The organism is Paenibacillus donghaensis (genome assembly GCF_002192415.1).
In the GTDB taxonomy this organism is placed as follows: domain Bacteria; phylum Bacillota; class Bacilli; order Paenibacillales; family Paenibacillaceae; genus Paenibacillus_AQ; species Paenibacillus_AQ donghaensis.
On record NZ_CP021780.1, the window covers coordinates 3515615 to 3534035 of the forward strand.

26 protein-coding genes and 1 pseudogene are annotated in these 18421 nt (G+C 48.7%); 7 read left to right on the forward strand and 20 right to left on the reverse strand.

What is annotated here, in order from left to right; translation table 11 throughout:
* Positions 1-189: 189 nt before the first annotated feature.
* From B9T62_RS15610 to B9T62_RS15670, 11 genes are all read right to left on the reverse strand, one after another.
* Positions 190-522, reverse strand: coding sequence for a hypothetical protein (locus tag B9T62_RS15610; protein ID WP_087916103.1), 333 nt, complete (start codon positions 520-522; stop codon positions 190-192).
* Positions 523-605: 83 nt separating this feature from the next.
* On the reverse strand, positions 606-1022 hold the full coding sequence (locus tag B9T62_RS15615) for a hypothetical protein (RefSeq protein WP_087916104.1): 417 nt from the start codon (positions 1020-1022) through the stop codon (positions 606-608).
* 33 nt (positions 1023-1055) lie between these two features.
* Positions 1056-1397 carry a hypothetical protein gene (locus B9T62_RS15620; protein WP_087916105.1) on the reverse strand — a complete coding sequence of 114 codons (342 nt, stop codon included), beginning with the start codon at positions 1395-1397 and terminating at the stop codon, positions 1056-1058.
* A gap of 2 nt (positions 1398-1399) precedes the next feature.
* Positions 1400-1630 (reverse strand): hypothetical protein, encoded by a 231-nt coding sequence (locus tag B9T62_RS15625; RefSeq protein WP_157685649.1) that lies wholly within the window; start codon positions 1628-1630, stop codon positions 1400-1402.
* Between the two features lie 404 nt (positions 1631-2034).
* A complete protein-coding gene (locus B9T62_RS15635) occupies positions 2035-2307 on the reverse strand; it encodes a hypothetical protein (RefSeq protein WP_087916108.1) in 273 nt (90 codons plus the stop codon).
* Positions 2308-2361: 54 nt separating this feature from the next.
* Positions 2362-2604 carry a hypothetical protein gene (locus tag B9T62_RS15640; protein WP_087916109.1) on the reverse strand — a complete coding sequence of 81 codons (243 nt, stop codon included), beginning with the start codon at positions 2602-2604 and terminating at the stop codon, positions 2362-2364.
* A 209-nt stretch (positions 2605-2813) separates the two neighbouring features.
* Positions 2814-3146, reverse strand: a complete 333-nt coding sequence (locus B9T62_RS15650) for a hypothetical protein (protein WP_087916111.1) — start codon at positions 3144-3146, stop codon at positions 2814-2816.
* A 373-nt stretch (positions 3147-3519) separates the two neighbouring features.
* Entirely contained in the window at positions 3520-4062 is a 543-nt protein-coding gene (locus tag B9T62_RS15655; protein ID WP_087916112.1) for a hypothetical protein, read from the reverse strand.
* Positions 4059-4331 (reverse strand): hypothetical protein, encoded by a 273-nt coding sequence (locus B9T62_RS15660; protein WP_087916113.1) that lies wholly within the window; start codon positions 4329-4331, stop codon positions 4059-4061. Before B9T62_RS15660 ends, B9T62_RS15655 begins: the two co-directional genes overlap by 4 nt.
* Before the next feature lie 44 nt (positions 4332-4375).
* The gene (locus B9T62_RS15665; RefSeq protein ID WP_087916114.1) at positions 4376-4645 is read right to left on the reverse strand and encodes a hypothetical protein; all 270 of its coding nucleotides are present in this window, start codon (positions 4643-4645) and stop codon (positions 4376-4378) included.
* 40 nt (positions 4646-4685) lie between these two features.
* Positions 4686-4943, reverse strand: a complete 258-nt coding sequence (locus tag B9T62_RS15670; protein WP_087916115.1) for a hypothetical protein — start codon at positions 4941-4943, stop codon at positions 4686-4688.
* A gap of 172 nt (positions 4944-5115) precedes the next feature.
* On the opposite strand from B9T62_RS15670, the gene B9T62_RS15675 reads away from it, so the two are divergent.
* Both B9T62_RS15675 and B9T62_RS15680 read left to right on the forward strand, forming a co-directional pair.
* Entirely contained in the window at positions 5116-5337 is a 222-nt protein-coding gene (locus B9T62_RS15675) for a helix-turn-helix domain-containing protein (RefSeq protein WP_087916116.1), read from the forward strand.
* On the forward strand, positions 5334-6779 hold the full coding sequence (locus B9T62_RS15680) for a recombinase family protein (protein ID WP_169834390.1): 1446 nt from the start codon (positions 5334-5336) through the stop codon (positions 6777-6779). Before B9T62_RS15675 ends, B9T62_RS15680 begins: the two co-directional genes overlap by 4 nt.
* Positions 6780-6810: 31 nt before the next feature.
* On the opposite strand, the pseudogene B9T62_RS15685 reads toward B9T62_RS15680, so the two are convergent.
* A pseudogene (locus B9T62_RS15685) lies at positions 6811-7239 on the reverse strand (ABC transporter substrate-binding protein); the annotation flags it as partial.
* A gap of 207 nt (positions 7240-7446) precedes the next feature.
* Positions 7447-8145 (reverse strand): hypothetical protein, encoded by a 699-nt coding sequence (locus tag B9T62_RS15690; RefSeq protein ID WP_157793857.1) that lies wholly within the window; start codon positions 8143-8145, stop codon positions 7447-7449.
* A 139-nt stretch (positions 8146-8284) separates the two neighbouring features.
* Here B9T62_RS15690 and B9T62_RS15695 point away from each other — a divergent pair, with 139 nt between their 5' ends.
* Positions 8285-8524 (forward strand): hypothetical protein, encoded by a 240-nt coding sequence (locus B9T62_RS15695; protein ID WP_087916119.1) that lies wholly within the window; start codon positions 8285-8287, stop codon positions 8522-8524.
* 108 nt (positions 8525-8632) lie between these two features.
* On the opposite strand, the gene B9T62_RS39990 is transcribed toward B9T62_RS15695, so the two are convergent.
* Positions 8633-8770 (reverse strand): hypothetical protein, encoded by a 138-nt coding sequence (locus tag B9T62_RS39990; RefSeq protein WP_169834391.1) that lies wholly within the window; start codon positions 8768-8770, stop codon positions 8633-8635.
* A gap of 328 nt (positions 8771-9098) precedes the next feature.
* Here B9T62_RS39990 and B9T62_RS15700 point away from each other — a divergent pair, with 328 nt between their 5' ends.
* Positions 9099-9725, forward strand: coding sequence for an FMN-dependent NADH-azoreductase (locus tag B9T62_RS15700; protein WP_087916120.1), 627 nt, complete (start codon positions 9099-9101; stop codon positions 9723-9725).
* A 117-nt stretch (positions 9726-9842) separates the two neighbouring features.
* Here the strand turns inward: B9T62_RS15700 and rsgA are convergent, their stop codons facing one another.
* The 4 genes from rsgA to B9T62_RS15720 all read right to left on the reverse strand — a co-directional run bounded on the left by rsgA (position 9843) and on the right by B9T62_RS15720 (position 13420).
* The gene (rsgA, locus tag B9T62_RS15705) at positions 9843-10952 is read right to left on the reverse strand and encodes a ribosome small subunit-dependent GTPase A (protein ID WP_087916121.1); all 1110 of its coding nucleotides are present in this window, start codon (positions 10950-10952) and stop codon (positions 9843-9845) included.
* Between the two features lie 399 nt (positions 10953-11351).
* Positions 11352-12023, reverse strand: coding sequence for an HAD family hydrolase (locus B9T62_RS15710; RefSeq protein ID WP_087916122.1), 672 nt, complete (start codon positions 12021-12023; stop codon positions 11352-11354).
* 221 nt (positions 12024-12244) lie between these two features.
* Complete coding sequence (locus tag B9T62_RS15715) at positions 12245-12700, reverse strand: DUF3939 domain-containing protein (RefSeq protein WP_087916123.1); 456 nt, start codon at positions 12698-12700, stop codon at positions 12245-12247.
* A 123-nt stretch (positions 12701-12823) separates the two neighbouring features.
* Positions 12824-13420 (reverse strand): DUF2087 domain-containing protein, encoded by a 597-nt coding sequence (locus B9T62_RS15720; RefSeq protein ID WP_087916124.1) that lies wholly within the window; start codon positions 13418-13420, stop codon positions 12824-12826.
* Between the two features lie 240 nt (positions 13421-13660).
* Between B9T62_RS15720 and B9T62_RS15725 the strand changes: the two genes are divergently transcribed.
* A complete protein-coding gene (locus B9T62_RS15725) occupies positions 13661-14662 on the forward strand; it encodes a YpdA family putative bacillithiol disulfide reductase (RefSeq protein WP_087916125.1) in 1002 nt (333 codons plus the stop codon).
* 2 nt (positions 14663-14664) lie between these two features.
* Positions 14665-15108 (forward strand): DUF441 domain-containing protein, encoded by a 444-nt coding sequence (locus tag B9T62_RS15730; RefSeq protein WP_087916126.1) that lies wholly within the window; start codon positions 14665-14667, stop codon positions 15106-15108.
* A gap of 83 nt (positions 15109-15191) precedes the next feature.
* Here B9T62_RS15730 and B9T62_RS15735 read toward each other — a convergent pair whose 3' ends face one another.
* Positions 15192-16940: an ABC transporter ATP-binding protein gene (locus B9T62_RS15735; protein WP_087916127.1), complete on the reverse strand. Its 1749-nt coding sequence runs from the start codon at positions 16938-16940 to the stop codon at positions 15192-15194.
* A gap of 125 nt (positions 16941-17065) precedes the next feature.
* Between B9T62_RS15735 and B9T62_RS15740 the strand changes: the two genes are divergently transcribed.
* On the forward strand, positions 17066-17578 hold the full coding sequence (locus tag B9T62_RS15740; protein ID WP_087916128.1) for an ADP-heptose synthase: 513 nt from the start codon (positions 17066-17068) through the stop codon (positions 17576-17578).
* A 61-nt stretch (positions 17579-17639) separates the two neighbouring features.
* Here B9T62_RS15740 and B9T62_RS15745 read toward each other — a convergent pair whose 3' ends face one another.
* Entirely contained in the window at positions 17640-17960 is a 321-nt protein-coding gene (locus tag B9T62_RS15745; RefSeq protein ID WP_087916129.1) for a HesB/YadR/YfhF family protein, read from the reverse strand.
* Between the last annotated feature and the right edge of the window lie 461 nt (positions 17961-18421).

Below are 18421 nucleotides of genomic sequence, written 5' to 3' on the forward strand. Positions count from 1 at the left end.
CTGTCGCACACTCTATGCACTCTATGAATCACAGTTGCTCTGCTGTCTGAGGGTAACCCGCCTGAATCAAGAAGCGCACTCAACCTATCCAGATAATCCATCTTCATGCTAGTGAACATCGTGTTCCTTCTGACTCTTTGCTGCTCCGCTCGTTCTTCATAATCAAAACCATCAATAGGTCTACGCATATTACTCACCCTTTCTGAATACCGTCTGATCAGGCTTGGTCGCCAGGTCAATGCCGATGATAAGAGCCCCATTATTCTTGATCCATTCCCTGTACAACTCTTCATACTTGCACTCATTGGCTTTGACAGTCTTGAGTATTTCTGCTGGCACACCGAAATAAGCGTAAATGTCTTGCTTCGTCCATCTATACTCAATTGAAGTTTCTTCATCACTTTGCTGGATTGGCGGTACCTGAATGAAGTAGCCTCCTTGCTCCAGGCTCCGCGCCGGAACCATATACCCCGGTCTTGGGTGGTCGTGATATTCGTCAATGATTCGCAATGGCTTTTCCATTGATTTCACCCTTTCACTGCAATTTCCCATGTACCTTACTTCGCCGTCACCTCATGGGCTTTTGGGGTTTAGATTATGGGCTGTTATTTGCGAACCACCTGCGACTCCTTGAGCCACATTTCTTTAGTGCCGACCTTGACCTTAACGTCGCCTATGCCTTCATCAACTTCGATGATCTCGGCTTCAGTAAGCACGCGATCTCCTACTTGATAATTAGGATTTTCTTCTCTCTCAGGTTCTCCATCCCGGAAGATCATTTCTCCTTTAAACGGCTCCGGCTTTCCCAATGCGATGTGAGGTCCGAACTTGTTCATTAGCCCCCATATTTGAAAACTAGTGTATCCTTTAGTATCCGCCCTCGATACATAAGGTCCGATATCCTTAACCCCTCGTTCGAGATAATGCAGGTTCAACTTTTCATGTCGATTCCTCAATATCTGCTCGCCGAATTCAGTCAGTTTGACTTTGACGCTCTGATTGAAGTTCATTCGGAAATCCATCGATTTCATCCTTTCGATGATTTATTAACTTATTTACGATATAACCCTCGTATTTTCGGAGACTGCTAAATCAAACCTTGCCGCAAATGCGTTTCGTTCATCGGTATTTGGATCGCCATTGTAGGCATATACCACCTGCTTTGGATCGTATGGACGCTTTGTTCTGTCCAGTGTGTACGGCCCGTGGTCACTTCCTGGGTATTTCCCCGCGTCCACGCCTGTTGTACTGATGATTGTATTCGGCGGCCTGTAAGGCTGCCCTGTGAACGGTAGGATAGGCTCGACAACTTTGAATGGCTGCAGAGCTTGAAGCTTGGCATAGGCTACCAGTTCCTCCGGCGTGCCTTCGAGTGTTCCGTCTTTATGGATTTTCATATTCACTCCCCCTCATCTACTTCACTTACAAACGGAACCGAAGCATCAGACAAGAAATTCACTTCAAGGTCGGTCCAGTAATCTTCTGGATACTGGTACGAACCTCTATAGAAGGCATGTTTCTTGAACGCCTCTGATGCGGCTGCTTCGGCAGCTGCTTCATCTTTGGCAATAACCGTTACGAAGTGCGGACCGTTACCCATGTAACCATTTACGACTTGGTAGAGATTCAAATGAATCACCCTTTCTGGGCATAGAAAAAGCCACCCTGCGATTAGAGTGGCTTGCTCAATCATATTAAGTTGTGCCGGATCTCCCCAGCAAACCCGGTAATAACTATATCAACCTCTTGCTTTGGCTCTATACCGAACCCAAGTCCTATAAATGTCTTGCTAGAGTCGGCCTTGATCTCAAAAACAGAAGGCGCCGCCTCAGATGAAGCTAGTCGGTGATATGTCTTACCGTTGACCATTATGTGATAAGGCTCATCTCCGTTGTATGCTTTTTTATAATCTTCAATGAAACTTAATGCTTGGTCTACAACTTCTATTGGAATCACCTCCGGCGGATAGAAAGCCACCCGGATTGTGGATGGCCTTATGTAACAGTTATTTATTTGGTATCTTTGGAACTTGGTCTACCAGTAGAATGCCGATGCCGTTTTTGCAGAAGATTCTTCTAATTCCTCTACAGCAATGTTCAGATAAGGCTTAGAATCAAACACATCCAACTGACTGCCGACTACTTTCACCAGCCTTGATGATCTCGAACCATTTCCGGTTTCAACTGAAATTCTGACGCTTCCCGCCGCAAAAAGCGCGGTTACTTCCGATTGGTCAAGATCTCTCTCTGACCCAAGTCCCGTCACAGTTTCGCCGTTTTCATTTTTCAAAACAAAGATAACTCTCATCGCGTTCACCTCCCACCACCATAATTCGGTGTATGGAAGATAAATCCTGCAAGGTCATTCCACCAGATCAGCCAGGAGCTGCTGTTTCCAAAACTCCAGAAGGCCGACAAGCTGCAGCTTATTCATCGCACTGTAGCATGTCATAGCCTCGCCTTGGGTGCTGGTGAAGATGTAGGCGACATGCTCGATCTCTCCTGCTTGCAGCGATTCGTTCAGTTCCTCTATGATCATCCTAGGAGTGTCTTCGCCAGCCTTGCGGGCTTGCAGATCGCGTATGTCGATAGTATTTTGATTCATCGTTCCCGCCTCCCTAATCCCAAACAGTCCGTTTGCTCAATTCATCCTCGTTACCGGCAATCATCAAATCCCAGCACGTTTGGCAGAATGAAGCTTTGAGTATCGTGTGCTTGGTAGGCTCTGGAGCATTGCAGATGGTGCACTGTCCTTTGACTGGACGCTTACTCTTGCCCTTATCCTGTTTGACCCACATGAACAACACTCCTTTATTATGGAAATTCGTATCCGTCATACAATTGAAATTTGAAGAAAAGCGCAAGGAGTACAGGTATAGTTCTCACGCCTATTTTCTCGCGAATAGTTTCTGATCCCTCGTTGAATAAGTTAACAACAGCTTGCGGGAAGTTATCCCGATCAGTGTCCATTCTTACTATCAGTTGTTTTAGTCCGATCTCATACATACTCCTTGATCCTAAAGAGTCTACACAGATTTGATCTTCTTCTATGGCTTGGATCATGACCTTCACATCTTCATATTTAAATCCTAGCGCTTCAGCAGATGCAGCCACTCTGGGGTATTCTTCATAAAGTTTCATGTCCATATATGACCATCCTCACTATAGTTAATGTGGGCAAGGATTTGCACCTTGCATGGTAAATTTCGCGGTATCTCGTTTATGCCCGATGTTGCTGGAGCTTCAGCACCCTTTTACCGAGAGCTATTAGCTACACCACTACGTTGCGTCTACCTATTCCGCCACCACATCCAGGAAAACAAAAAGAACAGCCTGCCCGCATGTGCTGCCCTTGCTCTGGCGTGACCAGGCAAACAGGCAATGATGTGTGTCGGGTGCTGTTCTCTTGATTTCCTATGCTACTAATATATCACGTAAAATAGGTAATGGTTCACAACTCTTTCGCATTTTTCGAACAATAATTTCTCATTTTATTTTCACTGTTTTGTTATGGAATAATTTAGTCAGTGTCGTATAAGTAGACACCTGGTGGTTCTGGACGCAATCCTTTTGATATAGTTTCATACCTCCGAACAACATCGTCACCGAGAATATCATAGTTCCACTTGCCTGATCCTTTGCTGAAGTAGAAAGTTAATAACGCATGACTAAACTTTGCGTCCACTATAATCGTCCATTCGTTCCTATCATCCTCAGCGTCCGCGTCGTCCACTGTAATGAAGAACTGTTCTAAGGTGTACCACCGAAGGCTGCCCTCAATTTTTTCTTTCACGAATTCCGCAAAGGCATCGTTTGTGAGATCTTCAATTTCCCAGTAGTCAGGAACTCCTACCAACTCGAAAAACACACTATTAAACCCGCGATCTCCGAAGCCTTTCAAGTAAACAACTGTCGATGACTGGTAAATATCGACCTGATTAATAATATAAATCTCTTTCTCTTTTAAAACCGCTGCAGCTCGCTCCCATTCGCCATCCCATCCCCCGCGATTAGCAAAACGGACTTTGTGACCTTTTTTCGCCAAATGTACATTCATACTCATTTATCCCATTCCCCCTTCACTCTCGCATCCAGCCCGGCATACCCCGGCCAGCCTTCCAGCGTTCGTGCATCCAAGAGTTGCTGAAATCGTTTGGGCACATAATTTCCCCATTGCATTACTTCGATTTGATGCTGCTCATTTAGAAGCGCGATACTGTTGTTTTCTCTCTGCAAGCCAACAGTAAACTCATCCAGATTAATAACCAAGCGCCCCGATATGTAGCCATCAATTATGTTCGCTGTTTCTTTCATGTGCTGAGACAGGTCCACGTTCATGCCTCCTTTAGAGGGGCCGTAGCCCCTAACATTATTCATTAACATTCGGAAACTTCAATCCATACGTTCCCTCGCGGGGTGTAATTTGCCAAAGCGAGAGCTTTCGCTCTGTCTCCCCGGAAAAAGGCTGTTAGTTCTGGAAGGCTCTCATCTACACGGCTCTCTGTATTTGCGATCCTTTCGTTTGCAATTGCAATTTGCCGATCCGCTAAAAACTCGCCGATTTCTTGCCGCAACTCGTCTGGCGTGACAAGCCTGTGCGGCTCGCCTTTGTTAGCTTGGAAATAGATTTCTGTCTTGTAATTCATCTTCAAAACCTCCTCGTATAGTGGTGGGGCCGTAGCCCCGTTATCCGCCCCAACCTTTTTGAAGGTCATAACGTTCCTTAAATTGTTTTTTCACCTCAGACACTCCACCTTCTTTCTCGATTTCGTCCCAAGTTAGGGTGACGTCTTCAATGACTTTTTGTTCTAATTTTGCGAACCCGTCTGCCTGTATCACATCAAACATAGCCCTTACGATGTATCTATTTCTGTGTCTCAGTCCGTCTACCTCGACGTCTAAAGTATTTCTGATAAAATGCTCGCTTGCCTGTAATTGATTCATCCTTATCCCTCCCGCGTATGCCCGCCAGCTAAATAATCACTATGTTGACGTTTTTGATCATCTTCATATCCATAATATATAGCATAATAATTACATAGTCAACTATAATGATTATCTTCTTGATTATTTTAATCGGTATCATTATGATAATAAGCATTAGGAGAGTGATTTTATGATTGAGAACAAATTAAGCGAGGTTATGGGACGAAAGCGTCTTAAAATCTCCGATGTCATTGAAATGACGGGATTGGCACGCAATACGATTGCTGATCTCTATCATGGTCGGGCCAAGCGCGTAGACCTGGAAACACTGGATAAGCTATGCAAGGCACTAGAATGCGAGAGTTTAAGCGAGATCGTGGAGTTCAGGCAGGAGGTCGATTACAAGTTATGAGCAAGCGTATCGCGCTTTATATCCGTGTAAGTACCGATGAGCAGGCTATAAAGGGAAATTCTCTTAACGAGCAAGAAGAACGACTTCGTGCATATTGTCATGCCATGGAACTTGAAGGAGAGATCGAAACCTTTATAGACGATGGATATTCAGCTGGCAGTATGAAAAGACCGGCACTTACCAGAATGTTAAAGCTGGCCCGAAATAAGGAACTGAGCATGGTAGTCATTACAAAGATTGATCGCCTCTGCAGAAACCTCAAGGACCTTCTAACATTAGTGGATGAACTGGACGAGATACAGTGTGGATTTGCTTCTGCAGGGGAACGTTTTGATACATCAACTGCTGCAGGCCGAATGGTTTTGCAAATACTTGGAGCTTTCGCGGAATTCGAACGCGGAAGAAATCGGGAACGTGTACGAGAAAACATGATGTCCATTGTTACCAATACAGACAAAGCAGTCTCCCGTCCATGCTTCGGATATAATGTGAATGACTCAAAGTATATAATAAACGAGGAAGAAGCAGAGATCGTACGTAAAATGGTGGAATGGATGCTTCAAGGTGAAGGTGCTCACAAGGTTATGAGAAGGCTGAATGATATGGGCGTGAAGACCAAGGATGGTAAGTCCTTCACCCAACTCTCGGTGGGCAAGCTAATGAAAAGAGAAACCATAGCGGGTATGTTTGTCTACAATCGCGGATATACACTTCGCGGGAAGAGTCTTATACGCCCTAAAGAGGAATGGATTGTGATTGAAGAACATCATGAGCCCATTATTGATATTGATACTTTCAAACGCCTACAGATTGCAATCGAAGCTAGGAGAACAAGCGGAAAGCAAGCGGATAATGAACGATGGTTACTTACAGGCATAGTCAAATGCACACACTGTGGGCGTCCTATGTTCGGACGTTACAAAAAAAAGCCAAGCGGAAGAGAATACTTTCATTACGTCTGCTCAAGTTACATGAAACGAGCAGAGTGTTTCCATCACTTTATTGATAGAGATCTCCTAGAAAACACTGTTCTTGACCACATAAACGAATCAGATAAATTCAGCGTAAAAAGCGAAGAAATAGTTTCGACTGAAGATTCGGACGTGATTAGCATCTCGCATTTAAAGAATGCTCTTAAAAGACTGGACAATAAAATGCAAAGGCAAATTGAATTATTCGAAGACAGCGAAATTAATAAAGATGATTTTAGAAGAGCACGGGATCGAATTCAAAGTGAGCGACTTGTAATTGAAGAACAACTTAAATATGCTGAAGCAGGGACAAGGGATGCATTGGAAAAGGACTTTATTAGACGTGTTGGTTCACTAAAAAATGAACTATCATCACGTAATCGAGGTGAACAGAAAAACGCTATCCGCCAGCTTGTCAAAACAGTGGAAGTTACAAATGCGTCTTCGATTCACATAGAAGTTCGTCTGTAACCCGCATTATATAAGGTACTTCTAAAGTTACCTTTGGCTGGCCAAGGAAGGTTGATCCCTTCACCTCATCCCAGCTGAATGAATCCTTGGGCTCCCGTGCGAAGAGAAAAGTTCCGTCTCGCTGTGTCAGCTGGGCGAAATTAATGACCGGATCATCTGCGCCCTGCTGGTAGACATATATAGAGGTTTCAGAACCCACAAGTGCCACATCAATTGCCCCCGAGAGCAGTGCGGTCATTGTTTTGTCACCGCCGGGAATCGTCTGCAGCTCCACATCCAGGCCCTCATCCTTAAAGAAACCTTGCGAAAGCGCAACATACTCGGGCGCATAAAAGACAGAGCGGGTCACCTCGCCGATCTTCACCTTCACCCCCGCAGAATCCCCGCCGCAGCCGGCAAGCATAGAACAACATAAAGCAAAAACCATCAGCGGCAGCAACAGCTTTTTCCTGAATTTCATTTCTCATCATTCTCCTTTCTTACCGGGTCCTTGCCCTTGCTTAAGCATATGCCGCTATCTACTAAAAGGTTAAGAAGCATCTGAGAAAACGCTTGCACAAAGGGCGGTGAAAAACCCCCAGACCGGAAGTGATCTGGGGGTGTACGGGATTCTAAGCAGCAGCATACAAGCATATTCAGAAGAGCTGGCCGGCTCTGCTCGGCTGGCTTACTCTGACGAAGGAACTACGGCATGTACGATCCATTCCTCCAGCGCTGCGAAGAGCTGCCCTCTGGAGATCGGTACGGCGATCATCCAGTCCTCGGAAGCCTTGCAGCTCATCCGCAACAGCCAACCGTTAGAGTGATGACCTATGTAAGAAGCGTATTGCATCTCCCAGCCGCCGGGGGTACGGGAACAGAGCCGCAGCTCCCCTGTCTCGCTGCAGTGCTTCATAACCCTCGCCAGACTAAAAGACTGCTCCTGATCGCCGGTGGCTGCACTCAGGCTTGCTGCCAGTTGAGGCAGAGCGCAGCTGCCGGAATGATGTCTCAGCTTCTCATAGACACTTCTGCTCATCAGCAGCGAAGGAGACGATAACATTTCTTCCTCTGCAAGAGGCGAGCAATTAAACAAATAGGCAAATGCCCGCACAACCTCCTCAGACTTGTCCAATGTATAGCTGGGGCAGCCCGAAGTGTTCATGCAGGTGACCAGCGTTCTATCCTCATAGACTTGCAGGCATAGATCCTGCACATCCCCGGCATCAACGAATTCTATACGGCATAGCTGCCTCGCGGCTATTGCGCTCAGCAACATTTTCTTCTCATCCTTATGCAGGGCACGGCCCGGGAACAAAAAATGGGCCAAATGCAGACATTCCTTGTCCTCCACCACATCGTATCCTTCCCAAATCACCTTAATCAAAAATATTTAAGGCCTTAAAGATCACTATCAAACAAAAACTATTAATCTTTATGTTATCATAAGCTAATTTTAAGGTAAAATTAAGAAATGAGGGGTATGATCAATATCATGAAATACTTGTAGCGAGGTGATTTCAATAATGAGAATGGTCATAACATTTCAGAACAAAATGGTACCTGTGTATTTTACAACAGAAAATAAACAGCCTACCCAAAAAGTGCTTCGATTGCTAAACAGCACGCTTGAGCTTAAGATTCAAAAAGGTAAAAGCGCGATTCAGAAATGTCTTAATTCTCTGATCAGTATCGAAATTAAAGGCTCTGAAGCTATATTGCACAGTTATAGTGAAAATGATTCATTAGCGCTATCCCTCTATTAATAGAGGGGTAGTTTTTTTCCCCCAAAAAAAACACACCCTCCATTCAGGAAAGCATGCTTGCTTCTATCTACTTGCTGCGATAAAATTCGATACGCCTCTGTGGCCTGTTCAGCTTGACTTGTAGCTGTTCTTTTCGTTGTTCTCAGCCTTCTGGACCCGAAGCTTAAACAACTTCACTAAGTTCAGCCGCGTTTTCTCCTCGTGACAGTTGTCCAATTTCTTGATAATAAAACGGTCAATGGACATGTCAATCGCTCCTTATTGGTCATTTGGAATTCCACTGCAGAGGCTCAGGAAATTATTCCCACTCCCTTGTAATCCCTATTTAACCTAGGTGAGAGTTTCTCAAACTCTTGCCATTTTGTACGCAAGCCGGTGCCGGGCAGGCACTATTTCTACATATTGACATTGCAGGCCGCAAACCTGTACGGGGGACAAACATCTGGTAGCTTTCGCAAAAGCTAGTGAATTGATGTCGAAAAAAAATATTTTTTTCGAGTAAGTTTACAAACATTAAATTAAGTGCTATGTTATTTATAGTTAATAAATATTATATATCTAAGGAGAAATCATAATGTCTAATGTCCTCTTTATTAAAGCAAATAACCGTCCTCTTGACCAGTCCGTAAGCGTGAAGCTGTATCATGAATTCCTGGAAAGCTATAAGCTGACCCACCCGGACGATACGATCACTGAACTGGACTTGTTCGCAGAGAACCTTCCTTATTATGATAATACATTGATTACAGGCATGTACAAAAGAGCTCAGGGTTTCGAAGCTACTGCGGAAGAATCAGCAGGTGCTGAACTGGTAAGCAAATACCTGACACAGTTTATCGAGGCTGAAAAAGTCGTGTTTGCTTTCCCGCTGTGGAACATGACTGTCCCTGCCGTACTGCATACTTACATTGACTACTTGAGCCAAGCAGGTTCAACATTCAAGTATACAGCTGAAGGCCCAATCGGTCTGCTCGGCGGCAAAAAGGTTGTTATCCTTAACGCACGCGGCGGCGTATACTCCGAAGGCCCGGCAGCCGGTGCCGAAATGGCCGTTAACCTGATCCAGGGTCTGCTGACTTTCTGGGGCATTACCGATATTCAGCAGGTTATTATCGAAGGGCACAATCAGCTGCCAGCACAGGCTCCGCAGATTATTGAGAGCGGCCTGGAATTAGCCAAAGCTACTGCAGCATCCTTCTAAACCAGCCTTTATATATTTAAACAGCCCCTCCACCCCTAACGGGTATGGAGGGGCTGTTTTGGTGTGAGGGATAAGTGACAACAGCCAATTGGCGTTAGTGCTCTACTCTACGCCAGCCTAGAACTCCTCGACCTGCCTGCGCCAGCTGCGGTCTCTCGGCTTCGCTGCACTGCCTTTGGCTGCTGCCGTGCTGCCCTTGCGCTTCTGCTTCTGCTTCTGCTCCTTACCGGACTGGAAGCGCAGTTCGCGCTGGGTCTTGCGGTAACTCAGCAGGCGCTGCTCGGGCAGCGTTCCATCCGCAACCGCCGCCAGCACGGCGCAGCCTTCCTCCCGTTCATGCCGGCAGTCGCTGTAGCGGCATTCGGCCGCAAGCGCGCTGATCTCGCCGAAGGCCCGCTCCAGCCCGCCGCCATCTTCCCACAGCTGCAGCTCGCGCATTCCCGGCGTGTCGATGATAATGCCGCCATCCGGCAGGATGAACAGCTCGCGATGGGTGGTCGTGTGCCGTCCCCGGCTGTCCCCCTCCCGCACATCCTGGGTGAGCTGCACTTCCCGGCTACTGAGCCAGTTGACCAGCGTTGACTTGCCGCAGCCCGAGGAGCCGGTCAACGCTACCGTCTGCCCGGCGCCAATATAGGGCAGCAGCTGCTCGCGGCCCTGGTCCTGAAAGGCGCTGACCGCATGGATGGCCACACCCGGAGCGGCGCGCTCCATCTCCAGAATATGCTCCTCCGCATCCGGGCACAAGTCGGCTTTGGTCAGCAGAATGACCGGGCGTGCTCCGCTGTTCCAGGCCATAATCAAATAACGTTCCATCCGCCGCACATTGAAGTCGGCATTTAGCGCGCTGACCAGGAACAAGGTATCCACATTCGCGGCAATAATCTGCTCCTGGGGTACTGAGCCTGCCGCCTTGCGCGAGATCAGACTGTGCCGGGGCAGCACGCCATGAATGACGGCACGGCTGTCTCCATCCAGAATGGCCACTGCTACCCAGTCGCCGATCGCCGGATATTGCCCGGAATCCTCCAACGTCCCCCGCAGCTTGCCGGCCAGCTCTGCCCATAGTTCACCCTGTGCGGTCATAATTTTATATTTGCTGCCGAAGTCACCAATAATTCGGGCAGGGACCAGCGACGGTTCCGGCCCATTCTTCGATGAGTTCGTCCATTCTTTCCATGTCATGCTCCAGCTTTCATTCCAGCCGTATTGTTCAACTATTAACATTCATTTCCTCCTGTATTTAAGCTCTGATGGGTACTCCATTTCACCATAACCAATTCCGGAAGACAGCAAAAAGCCGCCGGAATCCTTCCCCTCCGGCGGCAAACGCTTAGCACAAATAAGGCTGACAGGAAGTGAAATCCCCTCCTGATAAGTCCATGCCTGCGTACGCAAATAAGCCGCCGGAATCCATACGGTTCCCGGCGGCTCTGATAGAAATCATCGCACTGATTACTAGGCTGCAAGCTTACTTACAAGGCAGCCGCTGTCTCCGGAAGACACGTATCTACAACAGTTACAATTCTTGCCATATAGACTGTCATATCACATCGTCTCCTTCCGAATTAAGATGCTGCTATCATAAACTGAACTGGAGGATACTGTCAACCTCCATTTCCCCGCTTAGAGAATTTTCTTAAGCTCCTGCAAATGGTCAATCGTCTTCCAGGGCTGGCTGTCCAGCTCCTCGCCCCATGAATGGTTGCGGCGCAGCCACACCCCAGACATCCCGGCGCGCCCTGCTCCCCAGATATCATTGACCGGATGGTCACCGATGAACAGGGTTTCCTCCGCGCTGCTGCCCAGCCGCGCAAGCGCAAGCCGGTAGATTTCCGGCTCCGGCTTGCTGATGCCCGCTTCCCCGGAAACTACGATAGCCTTGAAGTAGCCGCGAAGGCTGAAGGCATCTATTTTGGCATATTGAATTTCCGTTCTGCCGTTGGTTACCAGTCCCAGCTCGTATCCCCGCTCACGGCAATAGTCGAGGATCTCTGCAGCATGCTGCATAAGCGCACCGTGGTTGGCATAGGTCGAGTCATAGTATTCACGGATCTGAGCGGCCGAGACGGTCTCCTTCCAGGGCAGCACCTCACTAAGCTCGGCAAAAAAACCGTCCTTGTCACGGTAGCCGTCCGCATCCCTTACGATGATGTCCTGAATGACCGCCTCTGCAGCATCCGGCTGCAAATGTCCCAGGAAATCCTGCACAAACTTAGTGCAGAAGCTGCGGAACGTATGGTCACGGTCCAGCAAGGTATTGTCCAGATCAAACAGCAGTGCTTTAATTTCATGCATACAACGTTTCCCCTTTATTCTGTCCAATTTCGAAACTTCATCAGGAACTCATTGTACTATGTCTCTATAACCGAAGAAAAGACCATTCCCAAAAAGAACCGGTTGCCGTCCTTTTAGGGACGGCAACCGGCTCTGCGTTATACTTTCTTCTATTTGGAAAAAGGAGTCGCCTCCCTCTTTCCTGATATGGTCTTCAGGTGATGCTTATCCAGCTGTCCGCTTTATTCAAAATGCTCGGCCCGGTGCGTCAGCATCATTTCCTCGTCGGTAATATACAGCGGAAATGGCGGCGTTTCCTTCAGATAGCTCTCTGTCGCCAGCAGACGGTAATGAACCTCAGGCAGCCAGGCATCTTCAAGCAGCGGAAGCTTGCCTGTATCGCTGATATAGTTGTCCACCGCCGACTGAACCATGTCCAGATAATACGGAACAAGCTTGTCTGCTTCCTCAAAAATCTCATACGTTTCACGGGACATATAGAATTTCTGCTGCGGCACACCGCCCAGGTAGCGCTTCAGGCGGGTCAGATCTATACTCTGGTCTTCCTTCATCAGTGCGGTACGATTGATCGGAGCGGGCATATCTGCTTCGAATTGTCGTACAGCTTGCTTTATTTGCAGTAAAGTGACCGTTACGGGATCAGTTAGCGAATTTTTTTTGGCGCGTTTGAAGATCATAGTGAAAGTCTCCTTTCGGCATATCTCACAAAAGTAACGCTTACAATTCCAGTTTATTCGTTTCCCGGAGTTTTAATCAGTGCAGTACCACATCGTCACAGAACGTTATTATTTAAAAGTTTATTATTTGACATTTTCCCAATGAGTCCACATCTCCGGCGGATTCAGTTCGTATTTGTCATTCTCGCGGTACATAAACTGGTGCATAATAAATTCACGGCGGATGGTGGCAAAGTCCTCATGGTACGGCTTGATGAATTCATTAATCTCTTTCTCGGTATAGACTACCCCCGGCTCCAGCTTCTCCACGAGAAATTGCAGTGCGATCAGCTTCTTCTTGTGCTGGGCAGGAATCTGTTTCAGATGGCCGTCTTTGGCGAAAAAATTACGCAAAACCGAATCTCTGAGACTGTTCTCAGGCGATTGCTCCTCCATGCTCTGGCCTCCTTTCGCAAAGATAAACTGCAGCGAGGCATCCGAGAATTGCTGGATACACTCCGGGTTCAGCTTGAAATAGACGGTGTTCTTGTCACGTCTTTCCTTAATCATCGCCGCTTCCCGCAGCTTGGTCGCATGATGGGTTACGGTAGGCTGGGACAGATTCAGCTTCTCGGCGAGCGCCTGCCCGTTAAGCTCTTCTGTAGACAACAACAGCAGCATCCGCAAGCGGGTAGGGTCTGCCAGAGCCTTGTGATAATTCACTATTTTATCCAGCTGCATAAAGATACACTCCTAAAGTAATGAATTGCTGAGTGATATGGCATATTTAAAATCACAACATTTGATTAGATATATATCTAATTATACACTAGTCAAAGGTAATCTGGCAATCTGCAGCAGCAGTTATTTAAGTCCCTTGATGGAAAAAAATCCGAAATTGGGGTAGGATTTGGGGTAGGTATTATTAGGAGTTATGGAGTTATAAAGAAAAGACAGATTTACTCGGGAGGAACCTACTGCATGAAAGACGTCATCATTATCGGAGCCGGCCCCTGCGGACTATCCGCGGCCATGGAATGCCGCCGCCAGGGGCTGTCGACCCTGATTATCGAGAAGAACTTTATTGTCCATTCCATCTATCTGTACCCGACCAATATGCAATTCTTCAGCACCACTGAGCTGCTAGAAATTGGCGGAGTCCCATTCACTTCCCCTAACGACAAGCCCTTCCGCCATGAAGCGCTCGTATACTACCGCCGCGCCGCGCAGCAGCATGAGCTGGAGATTGCCTCCTATGAGGAGGTGCTGTCAGTGGAACCAATTGAAGGCGGTGTTTATGCCGTGCATACGGTCAATCTGCGCGGAGAGCAGCAGAAGCGCGAGGCCGCCAATATCGTCATTGCCACCGGGTACTTCGACCAGCCCAACTGGATTGGCATCCCTGGCGAAGAGCTGCCCAAGGTGTCCCATTATTTCGGGGAAGCCCATCCTTATTCCGGGATGAAGGTTGCAGTAATCGGCGGCAGCAACTCTGCGGTTGATGCCGCACTGGAGCTGGTAAGGGTTGGTGCTACCGTGGATATGGTATACCGCGGAGAGAGCATCTCGGAGAACATCAAGCCCTGGGTACGCCCTATCTTTGAGAGCATGGTCGCCAAAGAGAAGATCACGCTGCATCTGCAGTCCCGTGTCACTGAAATCACAGCCGGTTCCGTGCTGCTTACCCGCCAGAACGGTGAGACCGGATTGCTCGATAATGACTTTGTGCTGGCCTTGACGGGTTTCCGGCCCAGCCGCACCCTGCTGGCTTCGGTAGGCGCCGAGATGGACGACAGCCTTGACAAGCCGGTCTTCAATACTGCCACCATGGAGACCACGGTGCCGGGGATCTATGTCGCCGGTGTAATCGCCTCCGGGCGCAACGCCAACGAGGTGTTCATCGAGACCGGACGCGGGCACGGCCACTTGATTGCTAACCATATTCACGCCAGACGCCTGGCAGACAAGGAGTTGAAGCACTAAGGATGGATATGACCTCGCTGATCCTGCTGGCACTCGCCGCACTCGGTATTATCAGCAGCAACAATACGATTACCATTGCCATGCTAGTATTGCTGCTGCTGCGGGTGCTGGGTCTGCAGCAGACTTTTCCCTGGCTGGAGAAATACGGGCTGACCATCGGCATAATCATTCTGACGATCGGGGTGATGACCCCGCTGGCCTCGGGCAGAATCTCGCTGCAAATGATCGGCCAATCCTTTCTCCACTGGAAATCTCTGGCCGCCATCGGTATAGGCATTCTGGTCGCCTACTTGGGCGGACGCGGGGTTGTACTGATGGGCAGCCAGCCTACTGTGGTCGCCGGCCTGCTGATCGGTACGATTATTGGAGTAGCCTTCTTCAAGGGTGTCCCGGTTGGTCCGTTGATTGCCGCCGGCATTCTGTCCCTCGTGATCGGACGGATGTAGCTCGCACATAGAAACAGCCCCAAACCCGTGGATATGGGCTTGGGGCTGTTTTGTGTTATGAGGCCGGTAACTCCCTCTGCACTTTAACTATCCAAATGCTGCACATTAAACAGTCTGGCGTAACTTCCGTCCAGCGCCATCAGCTGCTCATGGGTACCGCGCTCACTGATCTCACCGTTCTCCATTACCACAATCTGGTCCGCATGGGTGATTGTCGACAGGCGGTGGGCCACAATCAGCGTTGTACGCTGCGAGGACAGTGACTGGAGCGCTTGCTGGATCAGATGCTCCGATTCCAGATCGAGCGCCGAGGTTGCCTCATCCAGGATGAGCACCTTGGGGTCCTTCAGGAACACTCTGGCAATCGCTACACGCTGTTTCTGTCCGCCGGACAGCTTCACTCCGCGCTCACCGACCTCGGTATCGTAGCCCTCCGGCAGCTGCATAATGAAATCATGGGCATTGGCTGCCTCGGCTGCCGCCATAATCTCCGCTTCCTCTGCCTGGGGATTGCCGAACAGAATATTATCCCGCACCGAGCCGCTGAAGAGGAAATTGTCCTGCAGCACCATGCCGACCGTTCTGCGCAGACTCTCCTGCGTCAGCCCGCGGATATCCTGCCCGTCCACCTGCAGACTGCCCTCGGTAATATCATAGAACCGCGGGATCAGACTGATTAGCGAGGACTTTCCGCCGCCGCTCATGCCGACAAAAGCCACTGTCTGGCCCGGGTTAATGCTCAGCTCTATATTTTTCAGCACCCAGTCATTCTCCTCGTTGTACTTGAACCAGACTTTACGGAAATCAATCGCTCCCGATGGATCAATCAGCGGCTTCGCGCCAGGCTCGTCCACAATATCGTAAGGCTCCTCCAGCAGTTCCAGCACACGCTCCAGCGAAGCCGAGGCCTGGGTCAGAACGGTAGAGGAGTTGATCAGCCGCCGCAGCGGTGCATACATCCGGTCCAGATATCCGAAGAACGCCACAAAGGTTCCCAGCGTGAGGTGCCCGTTGATAACCTGGTAGCCGCCATAACCAATCACCAGCAGCGGGGCAATATCCGTCAGCGTGTTGATAATCGCAAAGGTGATGGCATTCCAGCGGGTCTGGGCCATTGCTTTTTGCAGGAAGTGGCCGTTAATCTGCTCAAACTGCTTCTGGTCCACTTTCTCCATCGTAAAGCTGCGAATAACGGCGATTCCCTGAATCCGTTCATGCAGATACCCCTGAATCCCGGCAAGCGCCTGGGAACGGTCCTTGGTCAGCAGCTTCAGCCGCTTGTAGAGCATGCTAACGGCAATGCCATAGAATGGAAGAATCGCGATGGAAACGAGCGACAGCAACGGATTCAAATAGAACATAAACCCAAGCGCGAACACCAGCGTGAACATGTCCAGCCAGACATTCATCATGCCGACCTCCACCAGGTTCTTGGTCTGCTCGACATCATTAATGAATCTGGAGATGGCCTCGCCCACCTTGGTATTCTGGTAATACCGCAGCGAGAGCCGCTGCAGATGGCTGTACAGCTTGTTGCGCATGTCGAACAATACCTTGCTCGTAATCAGCTGAGCGAAATACTGGCGGTAATATTCCACCGGTCCCCGCACCACCACGAACAGGATTAATGCACCGCCCAGAATCAGCATCAGCTGTGAGACCCGCTCCTGCGGGGTCATGGCATTGTTCATCAGCAGGTCATCGACCACATATTTGAGAATCAGCGGCAGGGTCAGCGGGATGCTGAATTTGATCATGCCGATCATCAGCGTCAGCACAATCCATTTCATATACGGGCGTACAAAAGGATAATAAGATTTCCAAAGTTTCACTAGCGGGTTACGTCCCTTCTTATTTACGAGTTGAGCTTGGATGGTTGACTTTTGCTCTCTACAATGTTTTTATAATTTTAAGTCCATACGTACGATCGCAGTACCCGAACTTCAGGAGGATAACGATGTCCAGACAATTTGTGACGGAAGCGATCATGATGGTGATCTATGGCGAGTTGCTTGCGCCAGGCAATCCTGTAGAATATATAATTCCCTATATCAGCGTGATGGAATTATATGAGGTGGCAGACAGTGCCGAACCCGTCATGAACGACCCCGAGGAAGATAAATACATCCGGCCCAAGATCCGCGAGCTGATCTCCTATTTCGAGGAGCCGCTCAACGCCAAGAAGATTGACCGCTGCCTGGCTGTACCGTGGGCTAAGAGCTCAGGCATTCTGCTCGGCAGCCAGGTCCAGATCAAAATTATCAACAGCATTGATACAGCTCCCTACGGCGAAACCTTTGACCGGATCGAGACGGAGATGCTGCTGATCTCGCAGCGCGAGAAGGTGCCGATCCTGACAGACCAATCCGAGCTGATCCGGCGTATCTTTGAAGGCAGCGTGCCTGTCCAGGTATATGATGTAGATGATTTCGAATATGCCATGGAAGAGAAATCCCGCAATCCAATCTGATATTTCACAAAAGCCCTGCCTTGCGGCGAGGGCTTTTGTGCGTTCAAGCAAACCTAAGCTGCTATAATCCGGAGGTACTCTCAGCTGCTGGTATTTCTGTGTAAATGTACGCTATGTCATCCTCAGCTTCAGAATAGTTGATCAGCAGGCTGTAGCCCTCCATGTACCACAAGTCCTGTTCCTCCATGTAGAATACGATTCCCTCCTGCCTCACCTCGACCGCCGGCCCGCCCGGCTTCTCAACCATAATGCCGAGCGAGAATCCGGGGTGAAGCCCGCCTCCGGAGCTGTATCTGGGAAATAGACGGATGTACTCTCCGTTATCCAGGCCAAGCTCTCTTTTGAACCAGGCTGCCGCTGGTTGGCTAATCTCCATAGTCATCTTTGTTTCAACTCCTTTTTCTGCTTTTATCATACTGAAATTATGGCTTGATTCCAAATGGGCTAAGCCGCATAACTGAATTCCCCCTAAAATTAAGGTTTGACAATTTCTTGAGCAGAGTGATAAACTCTGAACATAACGAATCGTCTTGAAGTTATTACCAAATTATTTGAAAGGGGTGAGCTAGGTGTTTAATCCATCAAAGAACCTTTACTTTACCATTGCCGGCAGTTGCACACAACCAAATACCGAAGCAGCCCGAGTGGTGGAACCTTCCTGAATTCGTTGCGGTGATGTAAATACCGTCACCCTTCAGAACACGAAAGTCTCTCCCATGCCTGGTGCTGCCCTAGCATCGTGCGCATGATAAGCTGTAAACTACAGGCATATCGTCCGTTTTCGGATGATATGCCTTTTCTGTGTGTTTGCGGATAGACTGGTTTCTGCTTCACGTTCTATCA